The sequence below is a fragment of the Enterobacter sp. RHBSTW-00318 genome, from assembly GCF_014101375.1.
Taxonomy (GTDB): domain Bacteria; phylum Pseudomonadota; class Gammaproteobacteria; order Enterobacterales; family Enterobacteriaceae; genus Enterobacter; species Enterobacter ludwigii.
The window spans coordinates 3,236,204-3,258,898 of sequence record NZ_JABXQH010000001.1 but is presented as its reverse complement, the minus strand read 5'-3'; the positions used below and the strand labels follow the sequence as shown (position 1 = coordinate 3,258,898).

22 protein-coding genes are annotated in these 22,695 nt (G+C 56.1%); 3 read left to right on the top strand and 19 right to left on the bottom strand.

Annotated features, from left to right (window positions below; all coding sequences use genetic code 11):
- Positions 1 to 32 precede the first annotated feature (32 nt).
- The 5 genes from gntU to HV157_RS16065 all read right to left on the bottom strand — a co-directional run bounded on the left by gntU (position 33) and on the right by HV157_RS16065 (position 4,982).
- Positions 33 to 1,373 carry a gluconate transporter gene (gene gntU, locus HV157_RS16085; RefSeq protein ID WP_014171987.1) on the bottom strand — a complete coding sequence of 447 codons (1,341 nt, stop codon included), beginning with the start codon at positions 1,371 to 1,373 and terminating at the stop codon, positions 33 to 35.
- Between the two features lie 3 nt (positions 1,374 to 1,376).
- Positions 1,377 to 1,904, bottom strand: coding sequence for a gluconokinase (gene gntK, locus HV157_RS16080; RefSeq protein ID WP_020884556.1), 528 nt, complete (start codon positions 1,902 to 1,904; stop codon positions 1,377 to 1,379).
- Between the two features lie 126 nt (positions 1,905 to 2,030).
- On the bottom strand, positions 2,031 to 3,026 hold the full coding sequence (gene gntR / locus HV157_RS16075) for a gluconate operon transcriptional repressor GntR (RefSeq protein ID WP_014171989.1): 996 nt from the start codon (positions 3,024 to 3,026) through the stop codon (positions 2,031 to 2,033).
- 100 nt (positions 3,027 to 3,126) lie between these two features.
- Entirely contained in the window at positions 3,127 to 3,822 is a 696-nt protein-coding gene (locus HV157_RS16070; protein ID WP_113656914.1) for a pirin family protein, read from the bottom strand.
- Positions 3,823 to 3,944: 122 nt separating this feature from the next.
- Entirely contained in the window at positions 3,945 to 4,982 is a 1,038-nt protein-coding gene (locus HV157_RS16065) for an oxidoreductase (RefSeq protein ID WP_182268715.1), read from the bottom strand.
- Positions 4,983 to 5,290: 308 nt separating this feature from the next.
- Here HV157_RS16065 and yhhY point away from each other — a divergent pair, with 308 nt between their 5' ends.
- The gene (gene yhhY / locus HV157_RS16060) at positions 5,291 to 5,779 is read left to right on the top strand and encodes an N-acetyltransferase (RefSeq protein ID WP_014171992.1); all 489 of its coding nucleotides are present in this window, start codon (positions 5,291 to 5,293) and stop codon (positions 5,777 to 5,779) included.
- Positions 5,780 to 5,818: 39 nt separating this feature from the next.
- Here yhhY and ggt read toward each other — a convergent pair whose 3' ends face one another.
- Entirely contained in the window at positions 5,819 to 7,564 is a 1,746-nt protein-coding gene (gene ggt / locus HV157_RS16055) for a gamma-glutamyltransferase (protein ID WP_020884554.1), read from the bottom strand.
- Between the two features lie 124 nt (positions 7,565 to 7,688).
- Between ggt and HV157_RS16050 the strand changes: the two genes are divergently transcribed.
- A complete protein-coding gene (locus tag HV157_RS16050) occupies positions 7,689 to 8,075 on the top strand; it encodes a DUF2756 family protein (protein WP_020884553.1) in 387 nt (128 codons plus the stop codon).
- Here the strand turns inward: HV157_RS16050 and ugpQ are convergent.
- The 10 genes from ugpQ to livK all read right to left on the bottom strand — a co-directional run bounded on the left by ugpQ (position 8,056) and on the right by livK (position 18,056).
- Positions 8,056 to 8,805: a glycerophosphodiester phosphodiesterase gene (ugpQ, locus tag HV157_RS16045; protein WP_068795408.1), complete on the bottom strand. Its 750-nt coding sequence runs from the start codon at positions 8,803 to 8,805 to the stop codon at positions 8,056 to 8,058. The two genes, HV157_RS16050 and ugpQ, sit on opposite strands and share 20 nt — an antisense overlap.
- Positions 8,802 to 9,872, bottom strand: coding sequence for a sn-glycerol-3-phosphate import ATP-binding protein UgpC (locus HV157_RS16040; RefSeq protein WP_032679131.1), 1,071 nt, complete (start codon positions 9,870 to 9,872; stop codon positions 8,802 to 8,804). Before HV157_RS16040 ends, ugpQ begins: the two co-directional genes overlap by 4 nt.
- A 1-nt stretch (position 9,873) precedes the next feature.
- Positions 9,874 to 10,719 (bottom strand): sn-glycerol-3-phosphate ABC transporter permease UgpE, encoded by an 846-nt coding sequence (gene ugpE / locus HV157_RS16035; RefSeq protein WP_182268714.1) that lies wholly within the window; start codon positions 10,717 to 10,719, stop codon positions 9,874 to 9,876.
- Positions 10,716 to 11,603: a sn-glycerol-3-phosphate ABC transporter permease UgpA gene (gene ugpA, locus HV157_RS16030; RefSeq protein ID WP_014171998.1), complete on the bottom strand. Its 888-nt coding sequence runs from the start codon at positions 11,601 to 11,603 to the stop codon at positions 10,716 to 10,718. The genes ugpE and ugpA overlap by 4 nt, the downstream gene beginning before the upstream one ends.
- 73 nt (positions 11,604 to 11,676) lie before the next feature.
- Complete coding sequence (gene ugpB / locus HV157_RS16025) at positions 11,677 to 12,993, bottom strand: sn-glycerol-3-phosphate ABC transporter substrate-binding protein UgpB (RefSeq protein WP_182268713.1); 1,317 nt, start codon at positions 12,991 to 12,993, stop codon at positions 11,677 to 11,679.
- A gap of 227 nt (positions 12,994 to 13,220) precedes the next feature.
- Complete coding sequence (gene livF, locus HV157_RS16020; protein ID WP_020884549.1) at positions 13,221 to 13,934, bottom strand: high-affinity branched-chain amino acid ABC transporter ATP-binding protein LivF; 714 nt, start codon at positions 13,932 to 13,934, stop codon at positions 13,221 to 13,223.
- Position 13,935: 1 nt separating this feature from the next.
- Positions 13,936 to 14,703 carry a high-affinity branched-chain amino acid ABC transporter ATP-binding protein LivG gene (gene livG / locus HV157_RS16015; protein ID WP_014172002.1) on the bottom strand — a complete coding sequence of 256 codons (768 nt, stop codon included), beginning with the start codon at positions 14,701 to 14,703 and terminating at the stop codon, positions 13,936 to 13,938.
- Positions 14,700 to 15,977 carry a branched chain amino acid ABC transporter permease LivM gene (livM, locus tag HV157_RS16010; protein ID WP_014172003.1) on the bottom strand — a complete coding sequence of 426 codons (1,278 nt, stop codon included), beginning with the start codon at positions 15,975 to 15,977 and terminating at the stop codon, positions 14,700 to 14,702. The genes livG and livM overlap by 4 nt, the downstream gene beginning before the upstream one ends.
- Entirely contained in the window at positions 15,974 to 16,900 is a 927-nt protein-coding gene (livH, locus tag HV157_RS16005) for a high-affinity branched-chain amino acid ABC transporter permease LivH (protein WP_020884547.1), read from the bottom strand. Before livH ends, livM begins: the two co-directional genes overlap by 4 nt.
- Positions 16,901 to 16,946: 46 nt before the next feature.
- Positions 16,947 to 18,056, bottom strand: coding sequence for a high-affinity branched-chain amino acid ABC transporter substrate-binding protein LivK (gene livK, locus HV157_RS16000; RefSeq protein WP_020884546.1), 1,110 nt, complete (start codon positions 18,054 to 18,056; stop codon positions 16,947 to 16,949).
- Between the two features lie 424 nt (positions 18,057 to 18,480).
- Between livK and panM the strand changes: the two genes are divergently transcribed.
- Complete coding sequence (gene panM / locus HV157_RS15995; protein WP_020884545.1) at positions 18,481 to 18,873, top strand: aspartate 1-decarboxylase autocleavage activator PanM; 393 nt, start codon at positions 18,481 to 18,483, stop codon at positions 18,871 to 18,873.
- Positions 18,874 to 18,959: 86 nt separating this feature from the next.
- On the opposite strand, the gene livJ is transcribed toward panM, so the two are convergent.
- The 3 genes from livJ to rpoH all read right to left on the bottom strand — a co-directional run bounded on the left by livJ (position 18,960) and on the right by rpoH (position 22,515).
- Positions 18,960 to 20,060 carry a branched chain amino acid ABC transporter substrate-binding protein LivJ gene (gene livJ / locus HV157_RS15990; protein WP_074148115.1) on the bottom strand — a complete coding sequence of 367 codons (1,101 nt, stop codon included), beginning with the start codon at positions 20,058 to 20,060 and terminating at the stop codon, positions 18,960 to 18,962.
- 196 nt (positions 20,061 to 20,256) lie between these two features.
- Positions 20,257 to 21,522, bottom strand: a complete 1,266-nt coding sequence (locus HV157_RS15985) for a 4-aminobutyrate--2-oxoglutarate transaminase (RefSeq protein WP_182268712.1) — start codon at positions 21,520 to 21,522, stop codon at positions 20,257 to 20,259.
- Positions 21,523 to 21,657: 135 nt separating this feature from the next.
- Positions 21,658 to 22,515 carry an RNA polymerase sigma factor RpoH gene (gene rpoH, locus HV157_RS15980; protein WP_014172011.1) on the bottom strand — a complete coding sequence of 286 codons (858 nt, stop codon included), beginning with the start codon at positions 22,513 to 22,515 and terminating at the stop codon, positions 21,658 to 21,660.
- Between the last annotated feature and the right edge of the window lie 180 nt (positions 22,516 to 22,695).

Genomic DNA, 22,695 nt, shown 5'->3' with positions numbered 1-22,695 from the left:
AACTCACGTTGTCCTTTTGCTTTTAGCCGGGTTTAACTCAGCAGCGTAAACGCAATCATCCCGACAATGGCACCCGTCGTGCCGAGGATGGTTTCCATCAGCGTCCAGGTTTTCAGGGTTTGCGCTTCGGTCGCACCGGTAAATTTACCGAACAGCCAGAAGCCGGCGTCGTTGACGTGTGACACCACAATCGAACCGCCCGCAATACAGATTGAGAGCGCGGCCATCTGGGCACCGGAGTAGTTAAGCTGTTCAATCACCGGCATCACCAGACCCACGGCGGTTAAACATGCAACCGTCGCAGAGCCCTGGATGATACGCACCGCCGCAGCCAGTACGAAACAGGTCACCGCAATGGGCAGCCCCATGCCGGTCAGGGCTTCGCCCAACGCCGGACCCACGCCGGAATCCACCAGCACCTGTTTGAACACGCCACCGGCACCGATCACCAGCAGAATGATACCCGCCGGCTGCAGCGCATGGCCGCAGATTTCCATCACTTTGTCTTTCGGCATGCCCTGACGCATCGCCAGGCCGTACATCGCCACCAGACACGCCACCAGGATCGCGGTGAACGGGTGGCCGATAAACTCAAACCATTCGTACGCGGTAGACCCCACCGGCACGAAACGCGCGGCGATGGTTTTCAGCCCCACCAGCACCAGCGGCAGCAGGATCAGCGCCAGGCTGAAGCCGAAGGACGGCATTTTGCCTTCGCCAAGGTGCGGCTCGGTGACGTCATCCGGAATGTGAAGCTCAACGTAACGACTGATGAAGTTGCCCCACAGCGGGCCGGCAATAATCATTCCCGGGATCGCTGCACACAGACCAATCAGGATCATCCAGCCAAAATCGGCGTGCATCTGAGAAGCCAGCAGCATCGGCGCAGGCCCAGGCAGCAGGAACGCCGCCGCAGCCGCCACGCCCGCAAACAGCGGAATCACCAGCTTCACGAGGTTAGTGCCGGTATGGCGCGCCATCGAGAACGCCACGCTAATCAGCAACACCACGGCCACTTCGAAGAACAGCGGCAGCGCACAAATCAGACCGGCGAGGCCAATCGCGTAGTGCGCACGGCTGTGTCCGAAGGATTTGAGCATTTTGACGGCAATCTGGTCGACTGCGCCCGTCTCATGCAGGATCTTGCCAAACATCGCGCCCAGCGCGACCACAATGGCCAGGAAACCCAGCGTGCCTCCCATCCCTTTTTCCATCGTCGCTGCGATCTTATCGAGCGGCATACCGGAAAAGAGACCTGCACCAATAGACACCACCATTAAGGCAACGAAAGCATGCATACGCGCTTTCATCACTAAAAACAGCAGCAGCAATACGGAACCAACTGCTGTTAAAACTAGCGTTAATGTACTCAAAACTTACTGCCTTTTATTAATGACCTCGATGGTGCTGGCAACAACACCCTCCAGTGACTGATCGATATCAACCACTAAGACGTCTTTCTCATCGTCACCCGGCTCCTGCAACGCTTCGAACTGCGTCACCAGCATCTGGGTTTTGAAGAAGTGGCCTTTACGCGCCTTCAGACGGCTCTCAATCACCTCGAAATCGCCTTTCAGGTAGATGAAAGAGAGGTTCGGGTTGCCGTCACGCAGCAGGTCGCGGTAGGTTTTTTTCAGCGCGGAGCAGACGATCAGGGAGACCTTGTTGGTACGCTGCATCGCGAACGCGGCGTCATTCAGCGCCTGCAACCACGGTTTGCGGTCGTCATCGTTCAGCGGCTCGCCGGAGGCCATTTTCATGATATTGCTGCGCGGATGGAGGAAGTCGCCATCAAGAAACGCCGCATGAAGTTGATGCGCCACTTCGCTGGCCACGGCAGATTTACCGCTACCGGAAACGCCCATCAGGACGTAAACGTGGTGATCATGATTAGTCGTGCTCAAAGGGTGTCCCTCAGTCAATTGTTACGGGTAACAGTTATCGGTAACATTGTCCTGCCGGGGCAAAAGAGAAGCAATATCCAAACGTGCGCGAAGTGAATAAGTGTGACCCACTTCAAATTTGTCAGCTTAAATAGATCCACCCGGTGACAAGGTGAAACCTAAATCTAACATTTTCGGCGTCACCGTCTCGCCACGTATGCGCGCCAGCAGGCGTTCTGCGCCAATACGGCCCATACGTTCACGCGGTGTCAGGACGCTCGCCAGACGGGGTTCCATCACCTGGCCGATATCGTGGCCGTGGAAACCGGCAATCGCCATATCTTCGGGGATCTTCAGCCCCAGACGCTGGCATTCGAACGCTGCACCGACCGCAAGGTCATCGTTGGTACAGAAAATACCATCCAGTTGCGGATACTCGCGTCGTGCCTGACGCATCAGCTCAATACCCGACGTATAGGATGACGACTGCTCAACCATCACGCTGTACGGTGTTAAACCGGCGTCGAGCATTGCCTGCTCGTATCCCTTCTGTTTGATGATAGTACGTTCATCCAGACGTGCACCCAGGTAGGCAATATGCCGATGGCCGCGGGCGATGATAGCCGCCGTCATCTGGCGCGCCGCTTCGAAGTTATCAAAGCCCACCGCAATATCGAGACACGGCGACTGGCTGTCCATCAGCTCCACCACCGGAATGCCTGCCACTTCAATCATTTTTAGCGTACGGGGGGTGTGAGTACGTTCGGTTAAAATCAGACCGTCGATGTTCCAGGAGAGCATGGATTCCAGACGTTCTTCTTCCAGTTCCGGCTTGTACCCATAGTGGGCGAGCATGGTCTGATAGCCAAAGGCATCGGTCACGCTTTCAATGCCGCGCAACACTTCGGCAAAAACCTGGTTGGTTAAGGAAGGCAGGAGGACGCCAACCGCGCGGCTGGTCGCATTCGAAAGAATATCGGGGGCGCGGTTAGGGATATACCCCAGTTCATCGAGGGCAGCGGCAATCTTGCCACGCAACGCCACGGAAACCTGTTCCGGGTTACGTAAAAACCGGCTGACCGTCATTTTGGTCACACCGACGCGATCGGCTACATCCTGAAGTACGGGGCGTTTCTTTTTCATCGTCCTGAGAAATCGTAAGTGATAGATTTGCTCAGTTTATCACGGACAAAGCCCATCCTTCCCCTGTCAAAGGGAAGGATGGGCATTTATTTATGATTTATTACACCGGTGGCAGATCAAACAGCAGAATTTCGCTTTCACTGTCGGCATGCACGGACAGTGCCTGCTCATCCCAGATTGCCAGACCATCCGCCGTGGTAGCTTTCGTGCCGTTAATAGACACCTCGCCTTTCACCACCTGGATCCAGACGCGGCGGTTAGCGACAATCTGATGGACAGACTGTTCGTCTTTTGCCAGCGCCCAGCGGTACAGTTCCATATCCTGATGCACTTTCAGCGAACCGTCACGCGCATCCGGAGAGAGCACCAGCTGTTTGCCCTGTTTAGCATCAAAGCGGCGCTGTTCGTAGCGCGGGGTGATGCCGGTTTCTTCCGGAATGATCCAGATTTGATACAGGTGCAGTTTTTCCGTTTTGCTTGGGTTGTATTCAGAGTGACGCACCCCGGTACCCGCACTCATAATCTGGAACTCGCCCGCCGGAACCTGCTCTTTGTTGCCCATGCTGTCCTGGTGCTCAACCGCCCCTTCCAGCACATACGTCAGGATTTCCATGTCTTTGTGCGGGTGGGTACCGAAGCCCTGGCCTGCATCAATCACGTCATCGTTAATGACGCGCAGTGCGGAGAAGCCCATAAAGTTCGGGTCGTAGTAGTCAGCAAACGAGAATGAATGCCATGAGTCCAGCCAGCCATGATTCGCGTGACCACGTTCGTTTGCTTTGCGTAAGTAGATCATTGTTTCACCCTCAGTTCGTTTCGATGGAGTAAGTGTGGACGCAAACGGCCTGGGATCATAGAGGGTGAAAATTGACTCCTCTGTTCAAAAATTTAGAACAAGCAAAGAGGAGTCATAATTTCTTATCTGGCGAGGGTTATCGTGGCAGGAGAGGCCTGTTCGAAGGCCCGTTCAAGGAGTTCGAGATTGGTCATAACTTCAGATTCCTTGACGTAATTGGGCGCACCGTTAGTCAGGGTCTCATACAGCGCATCGTAAACGCGGCCATAGTCACCCGCTTCGGGTTTCACGTCCTCTTTAACGGTGATTCCCTCTGCGTTGACGTACTCCAGCACGCCCACAGAGTCATCCGCCGCAAAGCCCGGCTCACCGGGCATAATATTGGCCTTCAGGCTGGTCTCCTGTTGGTCAATACCGTATTTGATAAACGAGCCTCGGGTGCCGTGAACGATAAATTTCGGGTAGTCAATTTTCACCAGATGGCTGGTTTTGACGATGGCTTTCAGGTCGCCGTAAAACAGCTGGGCTTCGAAGGTGTCATCCGGATTGGCTTTGTTGCGCAGGCTGCGGATGTCGTACGCCATGTGGTCCGGTCGGCCAAACAGAGAGATGATTTGATCGAGCGTATGCACGCCCAGACCATAGAATGAGCCATCCTGCGGCAGGCCGGGATGCGTTTCGGCCACCGGGCGGTAGTAATCAAAGTGGCTTTCAATCTCGACGATGTCACCCAGTTTACCGCTCTCAATCACTTTTTTTGCCGTCAGGAAGCAGCTGTCAAAGCGGCGGTTTTGGTACGGCGTGACGGTCAGCCCTTTGCGCTTCGCCAGGTCAAACAACGTTTTCGCCTCTGCCATTGTCGGGGTAAACGGCTTTTCCACCAGCACGTTTTTGCCCGCCTCCAGCGCGCGTTTTGCGTACTCGAAATGGCTGTCAGCGTGGGTACAGACAATCACCAGTTTGACCTGCGGATCGTTGAGGACCTCATCAAGATCGCTGGTGAAATGAATATGGGAGTACTGGGGAGACTGCTCTTCCGGCTTCGCGCGACGCCGGTAGATATGGGCAACATGCCAGCTGTCTTTGCGGTTGAGAACATACGGAAGGTGGTAACGCGTGGTGCTTTTGCCAAATCCAATAAATGCGCAATGTAATGTCATGGCTCAGTCCTTTTTAAGGTTACTGAGTGCAACCATAGCGCAAGTTTTGCCCTCACCCCAGCCCTCTTCCACGGGGAGCGGGCGAAAAAAGACAAAAAAAAGCCAGCGAAAAGCTGGCTAAAGTAATACTGGAAGCAATGTGAGCAATGTCGTGCTTTCAGGTTCCCGTCGAGGTCTTCCTGAACGCAGAGCAATAATAATCATTCTCATTCGCACTTGTCCAATCTTTTTTGCAAAAATTAGCAGTTGACTCAAATTTTAATCTCACTGATGTTGGAATGGACGTTTAACTGACTGAGGATGAAGGAATGAGTGAGATTGTGATACGCCATATCGAAGCCCGCGATGCAGAAGCGTTACGTGACATTATGTCGCATCCTGGGGTGTATCACGACACGCTACAACTTCCCCATCCCTCAATGGATATGTGGCATGACCGGGTCGCGACGAAACCGGGAAGACGGCATCTCGTCGCCTGTCTTGACCAGCGAGTGGTTGGCCATATGGCACTCGATGTGATGGAAAATCCCCGCCGCAGCCACGTTGCAACGTTCGGCATTAGCGTGGCCGCTGATGTACAGGGACGCGGTGTGGGTCGTGCGCTCATGCGCGAAATGGTCAATCTCTGCGACAACTGGTTGCGCATTGAACGCATTGAGCTCACGGTTTTTGCGGATAACCCTGCGGCACTGGCGCTGTATAAGAAGTTTGGGTTTGAAATCGAAGGGACCGGCAGGAACTTCGCCCTGCGTAACGGCGACTATGTGGACGCGTATTACATGGCGCGGCTGAAGTGATAAATTGCCCGGTAACGCGACGCTTACCGGGCAATAAAATCAGAACCCCGCCGTCAAATCATCCACCGAACGCGGATCCGAGGCCCCAAACAGCGTGCCGTCCGGGCCGACCATAATGCTCTGGGTGCTGCCCATTGCCTCTTTCAGCGCCACCTTCTGTCCGCGCTGCTCCAGCAGTTTTAAGGTGTCCGGGCTAAAGCCCTTCTCAACACGCAGCTCGTCCGGCAGCCACTGATGGTGGAAACGCGGTGCGTTCGTCGCTTCGGCGACATTCATTCCAAAGTCAATGCTGTTCACCACCATCTGCAGCACCGTGGTGATAATACGGCTGCCGCCAGGGCTGCCTGTCACCAGCCAGGTTTTACCGTCTTTGACCACGATGGTAGGCGACATGGACGACAGCGGACGCTTCTTCGGTCCGACCGCATTTGCATCCCCGCCCACCAGGCCGTAGACGTTCGGCACGCCCGGTTTGGCCGAGAAGTCATCCATCTCGTTATTGAGCAGAATCCCGCTGTTGCCTGCCACGATGCCTGTACCAAAGGTGGTATTGAGGGTATAGGTCACCGCCACCGCGTTACCGTCTTTATCCACCACCGAGAAGTGGGTGGTCTGGTTGCTCTCATACGGTGCCAGCTTGCCCGGGCGGATCTCGCTCGACGGTTTGGCCTTGTTGATATCAATCTCATCAGCAATCGATTTGGCATAGGCTTTATTGGTCAGCGCCTGCCACGGCACCTTCACGAAGTCCGGGTCGCCCAGGTATTCTGAACGGTCGGCGTAGGCGCGTTTTTCCGCCTCTGCCATCACCTGCATGGCATCCGCACTGCCGAAGCCGAACTTGTGCATATCGAAGTTTTCAAGAATGTTAAGGATCTGCACGATGTGAATGCCGCCGGAAGACGGAGGTGGCATCGAGAAAACGTCATAGCCGCGATAGCTTCCGTGAATCGGCTCACGCTCGACGGCCTTGTACTCCGCGAGATCCGCTTTGGTGATAAGCCCACCGTTCTTTTGCATCTCTTCGGCAATCTGGTCGGCAATCGCCCCTTTGTAGAACGCATCCGGGCCGTGCTCCGCAATCAGCTCCAGACTTTTCGCCAGGTTCTTCTGCACCAGCTTATCGCCCTTCTTCAGCGGTTCGCCGTCTTTCCAGAAGATAGCCTTGCTGTTTTCGTGATTCGGAATCACTTCGCTGCCATAGGTTTTAAGATCGTCAGCCAGGGCGTCATTCACCACAAAACCTTCGCGGGCGAGCTTAATCGCAGGCTGTACCACTTTGTTGAGCGGCAGGGTGCCATATTTTTCCAGCGCCAGGGAGAAGCCTGCGACGGTGCCCGGCGTACCGGAGGCGAGATGCGAGGTCAGGGATTTTTTGCTGTCCGGGTTGCCTTGATCGTCAAGGAACATATCGCGGGAAGCCTGTCCTGGGGCCATCTCACGGAAGTCAATGGCGGTGGTTTTGCCGTCTTTGGTCCGCAGCATCATAAAGCCGCCGCCGCCCAGGTTCCCCGCCTGCGGATGCGTCACCGCCAGCGCATAGCCCACCGCGACTGCCGCATCCACCGCATTACCGCCCTGCCGGAGAATATCGACGCCCACTTTCGTTGCCAGCGCATCCACCGACGCCACCATACCCTGCGTTGCCCGCACGGGATGAAAAACATCTTCCTCCACGCCGTACGAGACTGGCGGAGCCGCTGGCGGGTTGGCCGCCACGCTAAATGTGCCGCCTGCCATCAGCGCGGCGATCGCTATCCAGCGCAAAAACGTTGGTTTCATCATTATTGTTCTCCAGGTGAAGAGGGCCATATTCCCCGCTTAAGCCTGGTTCACAACTCCTAAAAAATCATCGTCATGGTGAAATCAGGGTAAACTTAAGAGAAGCCTCAAAAGAAGGGAGATGACAATGAAACGCTTACTGATTCTTACGGCGCTGCTTCCGTTTGCCGCGCTCGCACAGCCACTCAATACGATGAACAACCCGAACCAGCAGGGCTACGTCATTCCAAGCCAGCAGCGTATGCAAACGGAGATGATGAGCCAGCAGCAACAGCAGAAAGGGATGCTAAACCAGCAGTTGAAAACGCAGACCCAGATGCAGCAGCAAAGCCTGCAAAACCAGATGAACACCAACACCCAGCGCATACAGCAGGGTCAGGTGCGTGAGCAGCCGCTGCCTAACCCAAACGGCGGGATGCTGGGCGGAATGACCTCGTCGGGCAGCGGACAGCAGCATATGCTGCCGTCTCAGTCACCGTCGAATGGCGGGATGCTTAATTCTTCGCAGAACTAAAGTTCGGGCCGATCACGTCAATCGCATCGGTACAGATACTGTCCACCCCCCAGCGCAGCAGCTCCGCCGCACGCTGGGGTTTGTTGACGGTATAGACCAGGATATGCAGCCCCGCCGCTTTCAACATTTTTACCCGTGCCTCATCCAGCAGCGCGTGGTTCAGGTGAATCGACACACACCCTAAACGGCTGGTCAGCTCACGCCAGTCATCACGCCACGTGTCGAGCAGCAGTCCGCGCGGCAACGCCGGAACGGACGCCTGCGCCGCCTCCAGGGCATCAATGTCAAACGACGACAGCAGGGGTGGCGTCATGCCCTCCCACAGCTCACGCGCGGCCAGCGCAATGACTTTACCTGTGAGCGGCCCGGTGCCGGTGGTTGGTTTGATTTCGATATTGGCCATCATGCCGTGCAGGCGACAGCGGTCGGCCACTTCCGCCAGCAGCGGCAGCGGCTCGCCTTTGAACTCGCTGCTGTACCAGCTTCCGGCGTCGACGTTCAGCAGATCGCGCCACGGCAGGTCTCCCGCCACGCCCCAGCCATTGCTGGTACGTTCGAGGTTGTCATCATGCAGAAGGAAAATCTCGCCGTCTTTCGATAGCTTGGCGTCGAACTCGATCATCGTGTGACCGTAATGCGCGCCCATATCGATAGCCGCCAGCGTGTTTTCCGGCGCCAGTTTACCGCCGCCCCGGTGGGCGACGATGTGGGGATAAGGCCAGTTACTCATATACGTTGTCCTGTTTCACCGTCGAATACGTGCAGGTGATTTTCCGGCAGATGCAGCCACAGCGTGCTGCCTGCTTTAGGGCGCTCCTGATGGGCCAGACGCACCACCATTTTTTGTTCACCCCAACGTCCGTGCGCCAGGTTGTCAGCCCCCAGCATCTCCAGCGTGTCCATGACCAGCGGCACGCCGCCTTCCGCCTGTGAGGTTAACCCAATATGTTCCGGGCGGATACCGAGCGTCATCTTACGCCCGGCATAGCCACGATAGTACCCGTTTACGGGCAGCGCCATCCCACTTTCCAGCTCAAAATGCGTACCGGCGCTGCTGAGCCGCCCTTCCAGCAGGTTCATCGCCGGACTGCCAATAAAGCTCGCCACAAAGCGGGAGGCCGGTTTCTCGTATACCTCCACCGGGGTGCCAATCTGTTCGGCGACGCCTTTGTTCATCACCATCACGCGCTGGGCGAGGGTCATCGCTTCCACCTGATCGTGCGTCACATACAGGGAGGTGGTTTTCAGACGACGGTGCAGCTGCTGCAGCTCAAGGCGCATCTGCACGCGCAGCTTAGCATCAAGGTTTGAGAGCGGCTCGTCGAACAGGAACACCGCAGGGTCACGCACAATGGCGCGCCCCATCGCCACACGCTGGCGCTGTCCGCCGGACAGTTCACGCGGACGGCGCTTGAGCAGGCCATCCAGTTCCAGAATACGCGCCGCCTCTTTCACGCGCTCATCGATATGGCTTTTGCCCATCCCGCGGATTTTCAGCCCCCAGGCCATGTTCTCTTCCACGCTCATGTGCGGATAAAGGGCGTAGTTCTGAAACACCATCGCGATGCCCCGGTCCTTCGGCTCCATCTCGGTCACGCGCTGGCGATCGATCCAGATATCGCCGCTGGTCACACGTTCAAGCCCGGCAACCATGCGCAGCAGCGTTGATTTGCCGCAGCCTGACGGGCCAACCATCACGATAAATTCCCCGTCCGCCACGTCGAGCGTTAACGGCTGAATGACCTGGGTTTTGTTGTCCCAGCTTTTGGTCACTGCCTGTAATTTTAAACCTGCCATCTTATTTCTCACTGTCCACTAAACCACGCACGAACGCACGCTGCATGGCTAAAACGATAACGACCGGGGGGATAAGGGTGAGCAGCATCGCCGCCATCACCTGATTCCAGAGCGTGGTGCCTTCACCGGTGGCGATCATGCCTTTGATGCCCGCCACGGCGGTGCCAAGATTGACGTCCTGAATAATCAGCAGCGGCCACAGATACTGGTTCCAGCCGTAGATAAAGGTGATGACAAACAGCGCCGCAAGGTTGGTTTTCGACAGCGGCAGCACGATGTCACGGAAGAAGCGCATCGGCGAGGCTCCGTCAATACGCGCGGCCTCAATCAGCTCGTCCGGCAGGGTCATAAAGAACTGGCGGAACAAGAAGGTGGCGGTGGCCGAGGCCATCAGCGGCAGGGTTAAACCTGCGTAGCTGTCCAGCATCTTCAGGTTGGCGATCACTTCCACCGTCGGGAAGATACGCACTTCGACCGGCAGCATCAGGGTGATGAAGATCATCCAGAAGAACAGGTTACGCAGGGGAAAGCGGAACCAGACGATGGCGAACGCCGAGAGCATCGACACCGTGATTTTGCCCACCGTAATACCGAACGCCATGATGAAGCTGTTCAGCATCATCAGCCAGAATGGCGCGCTGTTAGCGCCCACGCCCTGGGTCCAGATGGTTTTCATGTTTTCGAAAAGATGCCCGCCTGGGATCAGCGTCATCGGCGTATCAAACACCGCTTTGGTGTCCAGCGTGGCGGTAACGAAGGCCACGTACAGCGGGAACAGAATAACGATGATGCCCAAAATCAGCATGGTGTGGCTGAACATCGTCAGCCCGCGACGGTTCTCGATCATTGGTAGCGCACCTTACTTTCGACATAACGGAACTGCACTACCGTGAGAAGGATGACGAGGAACATCAGCACGACCGACTGGGCGGCGGATGCCGAGAGATCCAGACCGGCAAAGCCTTCGCGATAGATCTTATAGATAAGCGTCGTCGTGGCCTGCACCGGGCCACCGGCCGTGGCGGCGTCGATCACCGGGAAGGTGTCGAAGAAGGCGTAAACCAGGTTGACCACCAGCAGGAAGAAACTCACCGGGGCAATCAGCGGCAGTGACAGCCTAAAGAAACGACGGACCGGCCCTGCACCATCAATCGCCGCGGCTTCAACCAGCGAGCGCGGAATAGACTGCAGCGCAGCAAAGAAGAACAGGAAGTTGTAGCTGATCTGTTTCCACACCGACGCGAAGACCACCAGGAACATCGCCTGACCGCTGTTCTGGGCGTGGTTCCAGTCGTAGCCGAACTCCGCCAGGAAATGGGTAATCAGCCCGCGCCCTGGATTAAACAGGAAGATCCACAGCACGGCGGCGACGGCAGGCGCCACGGCGTAAGGTAGCAGCATCAGCGTCTGATACAGACGGCTGCCGCGCACCACGTAATCCACCAGCGCCGCGAAAAAGAGCGATGCGACAAGACCGCTGACAGTGACCAGCGCGCTGAACTTCATGGTCGTCCAGAAGGCGTCGAGGTAATAGCTGTCATGGAACAGCGCGGTAAAGTTATCCAGCCCGACAAACTGGCTGGAAAGCCCAAACGGATCGACGCTTTGTACCGAGTACCAGAGCGCCTCGCCCGCAGGCCAGATAAAGAAGATAACGGTGATGACCAGCTGCGGCGCGACCAGCAAATACGGCAGCCAGCGCGAACGGAACACCGGACGGGATGAGGACATAGTTTAGCTCAGCGTAGGTAGCCCTCACCCCAGCCCTTCCCGCAGGGAGAGGGACAGGATGAGGGTAAAATGATTAAGACTTTGTTGATTGCTCAAAGCGGCGCAGCAGCTGATTACCGCGCTCTACCGCAGAATCCAGCGCCTGCTGTGGGGTTTTCTTCCCGGTCCACACGCTTTCCAGCTCTTCATCTACGATGGTACGGATCTGCGGCATGTTCCCCAGACGCAGGCCTTTGGTGAACGGCAATGGCGGCTTGTTGAGCATCTGACGCGTCGCGATATCCGCGCCCGGGTTTTTGCTGTAGAAGCCCTGCTCACGGGTCAGGTCATACGCGGCCGTGGTGATAGGCAGGTAGCCGGTTTTCTGATGCCATTCGGCGGCATTCTCTGGCTTCGCCAGGAAGTCGAGGAACTCGGCCACGCCCTTGTAGGTGCCCTTGTCTTTGCCCTGCATGACCCACAGGCTCGCCCCACCGATGATGGCGTTCTGCGGTGCGCCTTTCACGTCAGCGTCGTAAGGCATCATGCCTACGCCGTAGTTGAATTTTGCGTAATGACGGATATCCGCCAGAGAGCCGGAAGAGGCGGTCGTAATCGCACAGTCACCGTTGTAGAACTTCTCGGTGGATTCGTCTTTACGCCCGAAGTAGCTGAAATCGTCCTTCTTGTTGAGATCGGCAAGCAGAGCGATGTGCTTCACCTGCTCTGGCTTGTTGAACTCCAGTACCGCGTCGGTGCCGTCGAAGCCGTTGTTTTTAGTGGCCACCGGCAAGCCGTGCCAGGCGCTGAAGTTTTCAATCTGGATCCAGCCCTGCCAGCCGCTGGCGTAGCCGCACTTCATCCCTGCCGCTTTCAGCTTAGCGGTGTACGCCGCCAGATCCTGCCAGGTTTTTGGCGGTTGTTCCGGATCTAAACCGGCTTTCTTGAAGGCGTCTTTGTTGTAGTACAGCACCGGCGTGGAGCTGTTAAACGGCTGAGACAGCAGATGACCGGTTTTGGAATCGGTGTAGTAACCCGCCACGGTCGGCACGAACTGCGATTCGTCGAAGTTGATACCTGCGTCTTTAAAGACTTCGTAAACCGGTTTAATGGCTTTAGAGGCCATCATGGTCGCAGTACCGACTTCGTAAACCTGAAGCAGCGCAGGTGCATTACCGGTACGGAAAGCGGCAATGCCCGCGCTCAGGCTCTGCTCGTAGTTACCTTTGTACACCGGCACAATTTTGTAATCCGGATGGGTGTCGTTGAAACGCTGCGCCAGGGAGTTAACTTCTTTACCCAACTCCCCTTCCATGGAATGCCAGAACGGAATGGTGGTGACAGCCATTGCGTTCGCCGCAAAAGTCAGCCCCATTGCCAGACCCAAAGCTGTGTGTCGTAACGATGTCATTGTCATCTCTCTTATTGTGCCGGATGCGCGATATCACGCGTTTTTATGCTCGCGAGGTAACATGACATGCTCGAATGACAGAAAAATAACTGTTTCTTTACAGTGAGATGACAACAAAACGTCAGGCGGATGATGGTTGTGTGAAGGCAGTTGGGGTAAGTTCGGTGCGGTCTGGTGCCCAGCATGAAAAAAGGCAACTGACGTTGCCTTTTTACTTTTGCTTTTATCTAGCCGCCGAGATAGGCGCTTCGCACCGCTTCGTTTGCCAGCAGCGCGTCACCGGTATCGGAGAGCACCACGTGGCCGTTTTCCAGCACGTAGCCGCGGTCGGCGAGCTTCAGCGCCTGGTTGGCGTTCTGCTCGACGAGGAAGATGGTCATCCCCTCTTTACGCAGCTGTTCGATGGTGTCGAAGATCTGCTGAATGATGATCGGCGCAAGACCGAGCGACGGTTCATCCAGCAGCAGCAAACGCGGCTGGCTCATCAGCGCGCGGCCAATCGCCAGCATCTGCTGTTCACCACCGGACATCGTGCCGGCCCGCTGAATACGGCGCTCCCACAAACGCGGAAACAGCTCATAGACCCATTTGATGCGGGACTGGTACTGGTCGCGGTCAGCAAAGAAGCCGCCCATCGCAAGGTTCTCTTCCACCGTCATTCGTGAGAAGACGCGACGCCCTTCCGGGACAATCGCCACCGCTTCACGCATGATTCTGGCGGTTTGCCAGTCGGTAATATCTTTGCCATCAAAGACAATCCGCCCGCTGGTGGCGCGCGGGTCGCCGCACAGGGTGCCGAGCAGCGTGGTTTTACCCGCACCGTTCGCGCCAATCAGGGTGACGATTTCGCCCTGATTGATATGCAGGCTGACGTCGTGCAGCGCCTGTATCTTGCCGTAGTGAGCATTAACCTTGTCGAACGTTAACATCGCTTTTTCCATCTTATGCCTCACCCAGGTATGCACGGATCACGTCCGGGTTGTTGCGGATCTCTTCCGGCGTCCCGTTTGCCAGCGGCGTGCCCTGGTTTACCACGTAGATACGGTCAGAAATGCCCATCACCAGCTTCATATCATGCTCAATCAGCAGGATGGTGGTGTCGTGATGATCGCGCAGTTCGGCAATCAACTCGTCCAGCTCTTTGGTCTCTTTCGGGTTAAGCCCTGCCGCCGGTTCATCGAGCATCAGGATTTCTGGCTGCGTCACCATGCAGCGCACGATCTCCAGACGACGCTGGTCACCGTAGGCCAGGTTGCTGGCCTGACGGTTCGCATGCTGCAGCAGGCCGATACGGTCGAGCCAGGTGGCGGCGCGGTCGAGCGCTTCATCCTGAGCACGGCGGAAGGCCGGGGTTTTCAGCAGGCCAGAGAAAAGACCGGTTTTGAGCTGCAGGTGTTGCGCCACCAGCAGGTTCTCTATCACCGTCATCTCGCGGAACAGACGCACGTGCTGGAAGGTACGCACCACCCCCATGCGGGCAATCTGCTGGCCCGGAAGCCCTTCCAGATGCTGGTCGCGCAGCTTAATGGTGCCACCCGTCGGCTTGTAGAAACCGGTCAGGCAGTTAAAGACCGTGGTTTTCCCCGCGCCGTTAGGGCCAATCAGGGAGACAATCTCTTTCTTGTGCAGATCCAGATTCACGTTGTTGACGGCCAGCAGGCCGCCAAAACGCATCATCAGGCCGTTAACGGATAATAATGGCTGGCTCATGCCTGCTCTCCTTTCGCTTGCCCGTTTTTCAGCTTCAGCTGTGGACGGGTCATCGGCAGCAAGCCCTGCGGACGCCAGATCATCATCAGCACCATCAAACCACCCAGCATCAGCATGCTGTATTCGTTAAAGTCGCGCATCAGCTCACGGGAGACCACCAGCAGAATGGCCGCCAGGATAACGGCAAACTGCGAGCCCATACCGCCGAGCACCACAATCGCCAGCACAAAGGCAGATTCAGCAAAGGTAAACGATTCGGGGCTGACAAAGCCCTGACGCGCGGCAAACAGCGTACCGGCAAAACCGGCAAACGCGGCGCTGATGGTAAACGCAGTCAGCTTGATGCGGGTCGGGTTGAGGCCCAGTGAACGGCAGGCGATTTCATCTTCACGCAGCGCTTCCCACGCACGGCCCAGCGGCATACGCAGCAGACGGTTAATCACGAACAGGGTAAGCACCACCAGCAGCAGCGCCACCAGGTAGAGCCAAATCACCCGGTCGGACGGATCGTACTTCACGCCAAAGAAGTTGCTGAAGGTATCCCAGCCCCCTTCGCGAGCCGTACGGCTGAATTCCAGACCAAAGAAGGTCGGTTTCGGGATCTGGCTAATCCCGTTCGGGCCGCCGGTCACTTCGGTGTTGTTGAGCAGCAGGATACGCACGATTTCGCCGAAGCCTAAGGTCACAATCGCCAGATAGTCACCGCGCAGGCGTAAGACCGGGAAGCCCAGCAGGAAGCCCGCGGCGGCGGAGACCAGGCCCGCCAGCGGCAGACAGGTCCAGAAGCCGAGACCGTAATAGTGGTTCAGCAGCGCGAAGGTATAGGCCCCGATGGCGTAGAAACCACCGTAGCCCAGCACCAGCAGGCCAGACAGCCCCACTACCACGTTCAGGCCCAGACCGAGGATCACGTAGATCATGGTCAGGGTCGCGATATCGACCGTACCGCGAGAGACCACAAACGGCCACGCCACCGCAGCCACCAGCAGCGCCACGAAGAACAGCTTCTGCTTAACGGTTGAGCCGTCGAGAGCCGGCAGAACGAATTTCGGACCGGAGACACTTTTCAGCGTCTTCTGGAACACAGGACGCAGCATCTGGAACAGAAACACGACCGCGGTGCCAATGAATATCCACTGCCAGCGAATGTCGGCGGCGGTATCCACCACCAGTTTTGTGCCGTCCAGCTCTAACTGGACGCCCATAAAGACGCCTGCCAGCACGAAGAACATGGCGGCAGAGAGGAGCGCCATTGCGAAATGCATCGGTTTCATACTTTCTCTACCTCCGGACGACCCAGAATACCGGTAGGCATTACCAGCAGAACCAGAATCAGCAGGGCAAACGACACCACATCTTTATATTCCGTACTCAGATACGCGGAGGAGAGCGCTTCGGCCACGCCCAGGATCAGGCCGCCAATCATCGCGCCAGGAATACTGCCGATACCGCCCAGGACCGCCGCGGTGAAAGCTTTCATCCCGGCCATAAAGCCGATGTACGGGTTGATAACGCCGTAGAACTGCCCCAGCAGGACACCCGCGACCGCCGCCATCGCTGCCCCAATCACAAAGGTCAGGGCGATAACGCGGTCGGTGTTGATGCCAAGCAGGCTCGCCATCTTCAGATCTTCAGCGCAGGCACGGCAGGCGCGTCCCATACGCGAGTAGCGGATAAAGACCGTCAGGGCGAGCATTGCAACGAAGGTCACCACCCAGATCACCAGCTGCATGGTGGTGATAGAGGCAGAGAAGTTCTCGCTGGCACCGACCACCCACTGACCGTTGAACAGGCTTGGCAGCGCCACGTCGCGCGAGCCTTCCGTCAGGCTGACGTAGTTTTGCAGGAAGATCGACATCCCGATGGCGGAGATCAGCGCAATCAGGCGTTTGGAGCTACGCACCGGCCGGTACGCCACGCGTTCAATGCTCCAGCCATAGGCGCTGGCAATCACAATCGCGCCGACAAACCCGGCGGCGACCAGCAGCCAGCTGCTGTCGATACCCATCATCATCAGGGCGGCGATAATCATAAAGGAGACATAGCTACCGATCATGTAGACCTCGCCGTGGGCGAAGTTAATCATGCCGATAATGCCGTAAACCATCGTGTAGCCGATGGCGATCAGCGCGTAGGTGCTTCCCAGCGTGACGCCGTTAAACATCTGCTGCAGGAAATAGAGAAACTGCTCGGACATATGCAAACCTTTTTATACCCGCCCGGCGGTCCGGGCGGTGGGATAATTATTTGGCGACCGAGGACGAACCGTCGGCGTGCCACTTAAAGACACCAAACTCAAATCCCTTCAGATCGCCTTTCTCATCCCAGTTCAGCGGCCCAATCACGGTGTTCGCCCCGTGTGCTTTTAAATCTTTCACCAGATCCAGCGGTTCTTTGCTGCCGGTGCGATCCAGCGCGGTTGCCAGAGACTGCACCGCCGCGTAGGTGATCCAGACGTACGGACCACTTGGATCTTTCTTCTGCGCCTTGAGCGCGTCTACGATAGCCTTGTTCGCAGGATCCTGGTCATAGCGTTTTGGCATCGTCACCAGCATGCCTTCGCCTGCGTCCCCGGCGATGTTCGACAGGGAGGCGTTACCGACGCCTTCTGGCCCCATAAACTGGGTTTTCAGCCCGACCGAACGCGCCTGACGCAGCATCTGACCCATTTCCGGGTAGTAGCCGCCGTAGTAAACAAAATCGATATTCTCTTTTTGCAGACGGGCGATCAGCGCGGAGAAATCTTTCTCGCCAGCGGTGATGCCATCAAAGAAGACGATATTCGCGCCGCCTTTTTTCAGCCCGTCCTGAACGGAGCGCGCCAGGCCTTCGCCGTACTGCTGTTTGTCATGAATAATGGCGATGCGCGTCGGCTTGACGGTGTCGAGGATGTATCGGGCGGCGGTTGGTCCCTGAGACGAGTCCAGACCGGCAGTACGCATGATGTGCTGATAACCGCGCTGAGTCAGTTCAGGGTTGGTTGCGCCCGGGGTAATCATCAGAATGCCTTCGTCTTCGTAGATATCCGACGCAGGCTGGGTGGACGACGAGCACAGGTGGCCAATCACGTACTGGATGCCATCGTTCACGATTTTGTTAGCGACCGCGACGGCCTGTTTGGGATCGCAGGCATCGTCATATTCCACGCCAACCAGCTTGTCGCCTTTGATGCCGCCTTTGGCGTTGATGTCTTTGATTGCCTGGCGAGCACCGTTGAACTCCATGTCCCCCCACTGGGCAACAGGACCGGACATCGCACCCACTACAGCAACCTTAATATCTTCCGCCATGGCTGCATGCGAAATCGCCAATGCAACCATCCCCGCGATTAACGTCTTCGCGTTCCTTTTCATCTCTGAATCCCCATTCGTGATGTCGTGTATATATTTTGTTTTATTATGGTTAAAAAGCATTCTGTACTTTTAATGCACAACGCTATTTTTACCAGCGCCTTTAATGGTTTAGCGCAGTTTTTTCATAAAAACCAGACTAAAATCTCTATTTTTCAGGCGATTAAGCAAAGATAATATTCTGAAATAGGGCAGAGATAAACAAATAAAATTGCAGTTTGCAGCATAAAATAACGGTACAAAGCGCCGAATAATTCACTGCCATTCAGGTTAAAATCCTGCTTATTTTTCGATCCATGTGTTTTCAAACTGCCCTTCGCGCTGCCAAAAAACTAATCACCTGGTGAGCCGGGATAAAAAGAGGAAGCCGCTGAGGGAATAAATTGAGTACACTGCCCCTACTCAATTTGATTTGGACAAGCAGCTAATGAAACTGACTATCGTGCGTCTGGTGACCTTTAGCGACCAGGATCATATCGACCTGGGCAAGATCTGGCCGGAATATTCCCCTTCGTCGCTCCGTGTCGATGAGACACACCGCATCTACGCCGCGCGCTTTAACGAGCGTCTGCTCGCCGCGGTTCGCGTGACGCTGAGCGGCACCGAAGGGGCGCTGGACTCACTGCGCGTACGTGACGTGACCCGTCGTCGCGGTGTGGGGCAGTATTTAATTGAAGAGATAATCCGTGAAAACCCGAACGTTACCTCCTGGTGGATGGCCGACGTGGGCGTAGAAGACCGCGGCGTGATGGCGGCGTTTATGCAGGCGTTAGGGTTTACGGCGCAGGAAAACGGGTGGGAGAAACGTCAGGTTTGCTGAATGCCGCCTGATGCCCTCACCCCGCCCCTCTCCCACAGGAGAGGGTGCAAATACTAAAACGGCAACCGAAAGGTTGCCGTTTGCTTTTATTTGGCGTCGGTCGCCGTTCCGTTAGCATGCCAGTCAAACACGCCGAACTCGAAGCCTTTCAGATCGCCCTTCGCATCCCAGGAAAGCGGACCCATCACGGTATCGACAGAGTGGGCTTTCAGCCAGGTGGCAATCTCAGCCGGATCGGCTGACTGGTTCAGACCCGCCTGCAGAGACTGCAGCGCAGCGTAGGTAGTCCAGACGAACGCGCCGCTTGGATCCTGTTTCTTCGCCTTGATGGCATCTACGATCGGTTTGTTCGCAGGCACCTGGTCGTAGTTCTTCGGTTTGGTCACCAGCAGGCCTTCAGCAGACTCACCGGCGATGTTAGACAGGGAAACGTTCGCCACCCCTTCCGGGCCCATAAACTGGGTTTTCAGGCCGGCCGCACGTGCCTGACGCAGGATCTGGCCCATTTCAGGGTGATAGCCACCGTAGTAAACGAAATCAATATTCTCTTTCTTCAGACGTGCCACCAGAGTGGAGAAGTCTTTCTCACCGGCGGTGATGCCGTCGAAGAAGACCACATTGGCATTGCCTTTCTTCAGACCATCCTGCACGGCACGCGCCAGACCTTCACCGTACTGCTGTTTATCGTGAACAATCGCGATACGCTTCGGCTTCACGTTGTCCAGAATGTATTTTGCCGCGGTTGGGCCCTGGTCTGAATCCAGACCGGTGGTACGCAGGGTCAGCTTATAGCCACGTGCGGTCAGCTCCGGCGCCGTTGCAGCCGGGGTGATCATCAGAATGCCTTCGTCTTCGTAGATATCAGACGCGGGCTGCGTGGAAGAGGAGCACAGGTGACCGATAACGTATTTGATTCCGTCGTTCACCACTTTGTTCGCCACGGCAACCGCTTGTTTCGGGTCACAGGCATCATCATATTTTACGATCTGCAGTTTTTCGCCCTTGATGCCGCCCTTAGCATTAATGTCTGCAACCGCCTGTTCTGCGCCGGTAAATTCCTGGTCGCCGTACTGTGCTACCGGACCGGACATCGCGCCCACGACAGCCACTTTAATATCGGCCTGTGCCATCGTGCTGAATGCCAACGCAATACATCCTGCCAGTAACGCTTTACCCTTCATATTCATCCTGAGATTCCCCATTATTATGGTTATTACGATTGTCGTGATGTTGTTGTGTAGCGCTTTATTTCAGTTATAGGTATGACAGTCGCGCTTTTTCAGCATACTCTGCTAAAACATACCCCATTTTTATGATTTTGGAATAGCTAATTTGAAATGAATATATGATAAGCCCGGCAGGGATCACCGCCGGGCCAGGGCTTTAACGTGTCAGCGACGCGGAGATAATATCCAGCGCTTTACGGAACTGAACTTCGGGGATGGTAAGCGGATAGAGGAAACGGATAACGTTGCCGTACACGCCGCAGCTCAGCAGCAATAGACCTTCCTGTAACGCACGCTCCTGGACCTGACGCGTGAATTCCGGCGACGGCAGCCCGGTTTGCGGGTCATTAAACTCCACCGCCACCATTGAGCCCTGGGCACGGATATCGGCAATAAACGGACAGTCCCCCTTCGCTTTGTTCAGTACTTCCACCAGATGATGGCCAAGATGCGCCGCGCGCGTGCAGAGATCCTCTTCATCAATCACATCCAGCACGGCATGGGCTGCGGCAATCGCCAGCGGGTTGCCGGCGTAAGTCCCGCCCAGCCCGCCAGGTGCGGGGGCATCCATCACCTCCGCCCGGCCTGAGACCGCCGAGAGCGGCATCCCGCCGGCCAGGCTTTTCGCCATGGTGATCAAATCCGGCTTCACGCAATGGTGTTCCATCGAGAACAGCTTGCCGGTTCGCGCAAAGCCACTTTGCACTTCGTCGGCAATCAGCAAAATTCCATGCGTATCGCACAGTTCGCGCAGGGCCTGCATAAAATCGGCGGGGGCAATGTTGAATCCCCCCTCCCCCTGAACCGGTTCCAGGATAATGGCCGCCACCTGGTCCGGCGCAATGTCGGCTTTGAAGATGCGTTCGAGGCTTTTTAACGCTTCTACCGTGCTGACGCCGTACAGATCATTTGGATAGTGTGCGTGATAAACCGATCCGGGAAACGGACCGAAACCGAGTTTGTACGGCGCCACTTTCCCCGTCAACGCCATCGTCATAAAGGTACGGCCGTGGAAGGCACCGCCAAAGGCGATCAGGCTAGGACGACGGGTATACGCGCGGGCAATTTTTACCGCGTTTTCGACCGCCTCTGCTCCCGTAGAGAAGAAAGCCGTTTTGGCAGGCCCATCAACGGGTACACGTTGGTTGATACGCTCGGCAAGCGCCACATAGCCTTCGTACGGGACAATCTGATATGCCGTATGGGTAAATGCGTGGAGTTGTTTTTCGATGGCGGCAATGACTTTTGGATGCCGATGGCCGGTATTCAGCACCGCAATCCCGGCGGCGAAGTCGATATACTCGTTACCCTCGACGTCCCACACCGTGGCATTTTCGGCTTTATCGGCGTAGAAGTTACACATCACGCCGATACCGCGCGGCGTCGCCTGCAAACGCCGGTCATTCAGTTCACTGTTTTTCACCCTGTCCCCCTGAGAAATTCACCTGCTTAGCGCATCTGTAAGTGTTTGCCAGGGGGAGGGAATTCGCCAGAGCGGGAGATAAAAAAACAAAACCCCCGAATTTGCATTCGAGGGTTATCGGGGACATCGCGGAAATTACGCTTCGATAGCGGCGCGAAGTTTTTTCATGGCGTTCTTTTCAAGCTGACGCACACGTTCAGCGGAGACGCCGTAGCGATCGGCCAGCTCCTGCAGCGTGGACTTGTTGTCTTCGTCCAGCCAGCGGGCGCGGATAATATCCTGGCTACGTTCGTCGAGGCCTTCCATTGCTGAAGTCAGCTTGTTCGCGGCCTGATCTTCCCAGTTATCCTCTTCAATGCCGTCAGCAAAGTTAGAGGTTTTATCCTGCAGATACAGAACCGGTGCCATTGGCTGGCTGTCAGAGCCGTCGTCGTCGGAGGACATATCGAAGGTCATGTCCTGCGCGGCCATACGGGATTCCATCTCACGCACGTCTTTGCTGGATACGCCCAGCTCGCGCGCCACCATTTCAACTTCATCCTGATTGAACCAGCCCAGACGCTGCTTGGTTTTACGCAGGTTGAAGAACAGTTTACGTTGCGCTTTTGTCGTGGCGACTTTCACGATACGCCAGTTGCGCAGCACGTATTCATGAATTTCTGCTTTGATCCAGTGCACGGCGAAGGAGACCAGTCGCACACCCACTTCCGGGTTGAAGCGACGTACAGCCTTCATCAGACCGATGTTACCTTCCTGAATCAAGTCCGCCTGCGGCAGGCCATAGCCCGCATAATTACGAGCAATGTGAACAACAAAGCGCAGGTGAGACAGGATCAGCTTTTTCGCTGCTTCCAGATCGCCCTGGTAATGCAGCTTTTCAGCAAGCTCCTTTTCTTCCTCGGCCGTTAACATCGGCCAGGTGTTCGCAGCCCGGATATAAGATTCCAGGTTACCAACAGGGGCTAAAGCTAAAGTTTGCATTTCTTTGGTCATTCATTCCTCTCAATGTTTCTTCTGGTCCAGGCTGTCCCCATCAGGCAACAACCATGCCAAAGCGTTTGAGCCACGAGATTAGCATTCACTCTTTTATCAGACAGTGATTTTATCCACAAGTTCCAGGTGCAACGGTGAATAAATTACGCACAAATTGTGACATGGAGATGATAACAGGGG

What these genes read in the sequence shown, in the direction of transcription:
- gntR (WP_014171989.1), bottom strand. Translation starts at nt 3,026, where the DNA reads ATGAAAAAGAAACGCCCCGTACTTCAGGATGTAGCCGATCGCGTCGGT.
- HV157_RS16070 (WP_113656914.1), bottom strand. Translation starts at nt 3,822, where the DNA reads ATGATCTACTTACGCAAAGCAAACGAACGTGGTCACGCGAATCATGGC.
- HV157_RS16065 (WP_182268715.1), bottom strand. Translation starts at nt 4,982, where the DNA reads ATGACATTACATTGCGCATTTATTGGATTTGGCAAAAGCACCACGCGT.
- yhhY (WP_014171992.1), top strand. Translation starts at nt 5,291, where the DNA reads ATGAGTGAGATTGTGATACGCCATATCGAAGCCCGCGATGCAGAAGCG.
- ggt (WP_020884554.1), bottom strand. Translation starts at nt 7,564, where the DNA reads ATGATGAAACCAACGTTTTTGCGCTGGATAGCGATCGCCGCGCTGATG.
- HV157_RS16050 (WP_020884553.1), top strand. Translation starts at nt 7,689, where the DNA reads ATGAAACGCTTACTGATTCTTACGGCGCTGCTTCCGTTTGCCGCGCTC.
- ugpQ (WP_068795408.1), bottom strand. Translation starts at nt 8,805, where the DNA reads ATGAGTAACTGGCCTTATCCCCACATCGTCGCCCACCGGGGCGGCGGT.
- HV157_RS16040 (WP_032679131.1), bottom strand. Translation starts at nt 9,872, where the DNA reads ATGGCAGGTTTAAAATTACAGGCAGTGACCAAAAGCTGGGACAACAAA.
- ugpE (WP_182268714.1), bottom strand. Translation starts at nt 10,719, where the DNA reads ATGATCGAGAACCGTCGCGGGCTGACGATGTTCAGCCACACCATGCTG.
- ugpA (WP_014171998.1), bottom strand. Translation starts at nt 11,603, where the DNA reads ATGTCCTCATCCCGTCCGGTGTTCCGTTCGCGCTGGCTGCCGTATTTG.
- ugpB (WP_182268713.1), bottom strand. Translation starts at nt 12,993, where the DNA reads ATGACATCGTTACGACACACAGCTTTGGGTCTGGCAATGGGGCTGACT.
- livF (WP_020884549.1), bottom strand. Translation starts at nt 13,934, where the DNA reads ATGGAAAAAGCGATGTTAACGTTCGACAAGGTTAATGCTCACTACGGC.
- livG (WP_014172002.1), bottom strand. Translation starts at nt 14,703, where the DNA reads ATGAGCCAGCCATTATTATCCGTTAACGGCCTGATGATGCGTTTTGGC.
- livM (WP_014172003.1), bottom strand. Translation starts at nt 15,977, where the DNA reads ATGAAACCGATGCATTTCGCAATGGCGCTCCTCTCTGCCGCCATGTTC.
- livH (WP_020884547.1), bottom strand. Translation starts at nt 16,900, where the DNA reads ATGTCCGAGCAGTTTCTCTATTTCCTGCAGCAGATGTTTAACGGCGTC.
- livK (WP_020884546.1), bottom strand. Translation starts at nt 18,056, where the DNA reads ATGAAAAGGAACGCGAAGACGTTAATCGCGGGGATGGTTGCATTGGCG.
- panM (WP_020884545.1), top strand. Translation starts at nt 18,481, where the DNA reads ATGAAACTGACTATCGTGCGTCTGGTGACCTTTAGCGACCAGGATCAT.
- livJ (WP_074148115.1), bottom strand. Translation starts at nt 20,060, where the DNA reads ATGAATATGAAGGGTAAAGCGTTACTGGCAGGATGTATTGCGTTGGCA.
- rpoH (WP_014172011.1), bottom strand. Translation starts at nt 22,515, where the DNA reads ATGACCAAAGAAATGCAAACTTTAGCTTTAGCCCCTGTTGGTAACCTG.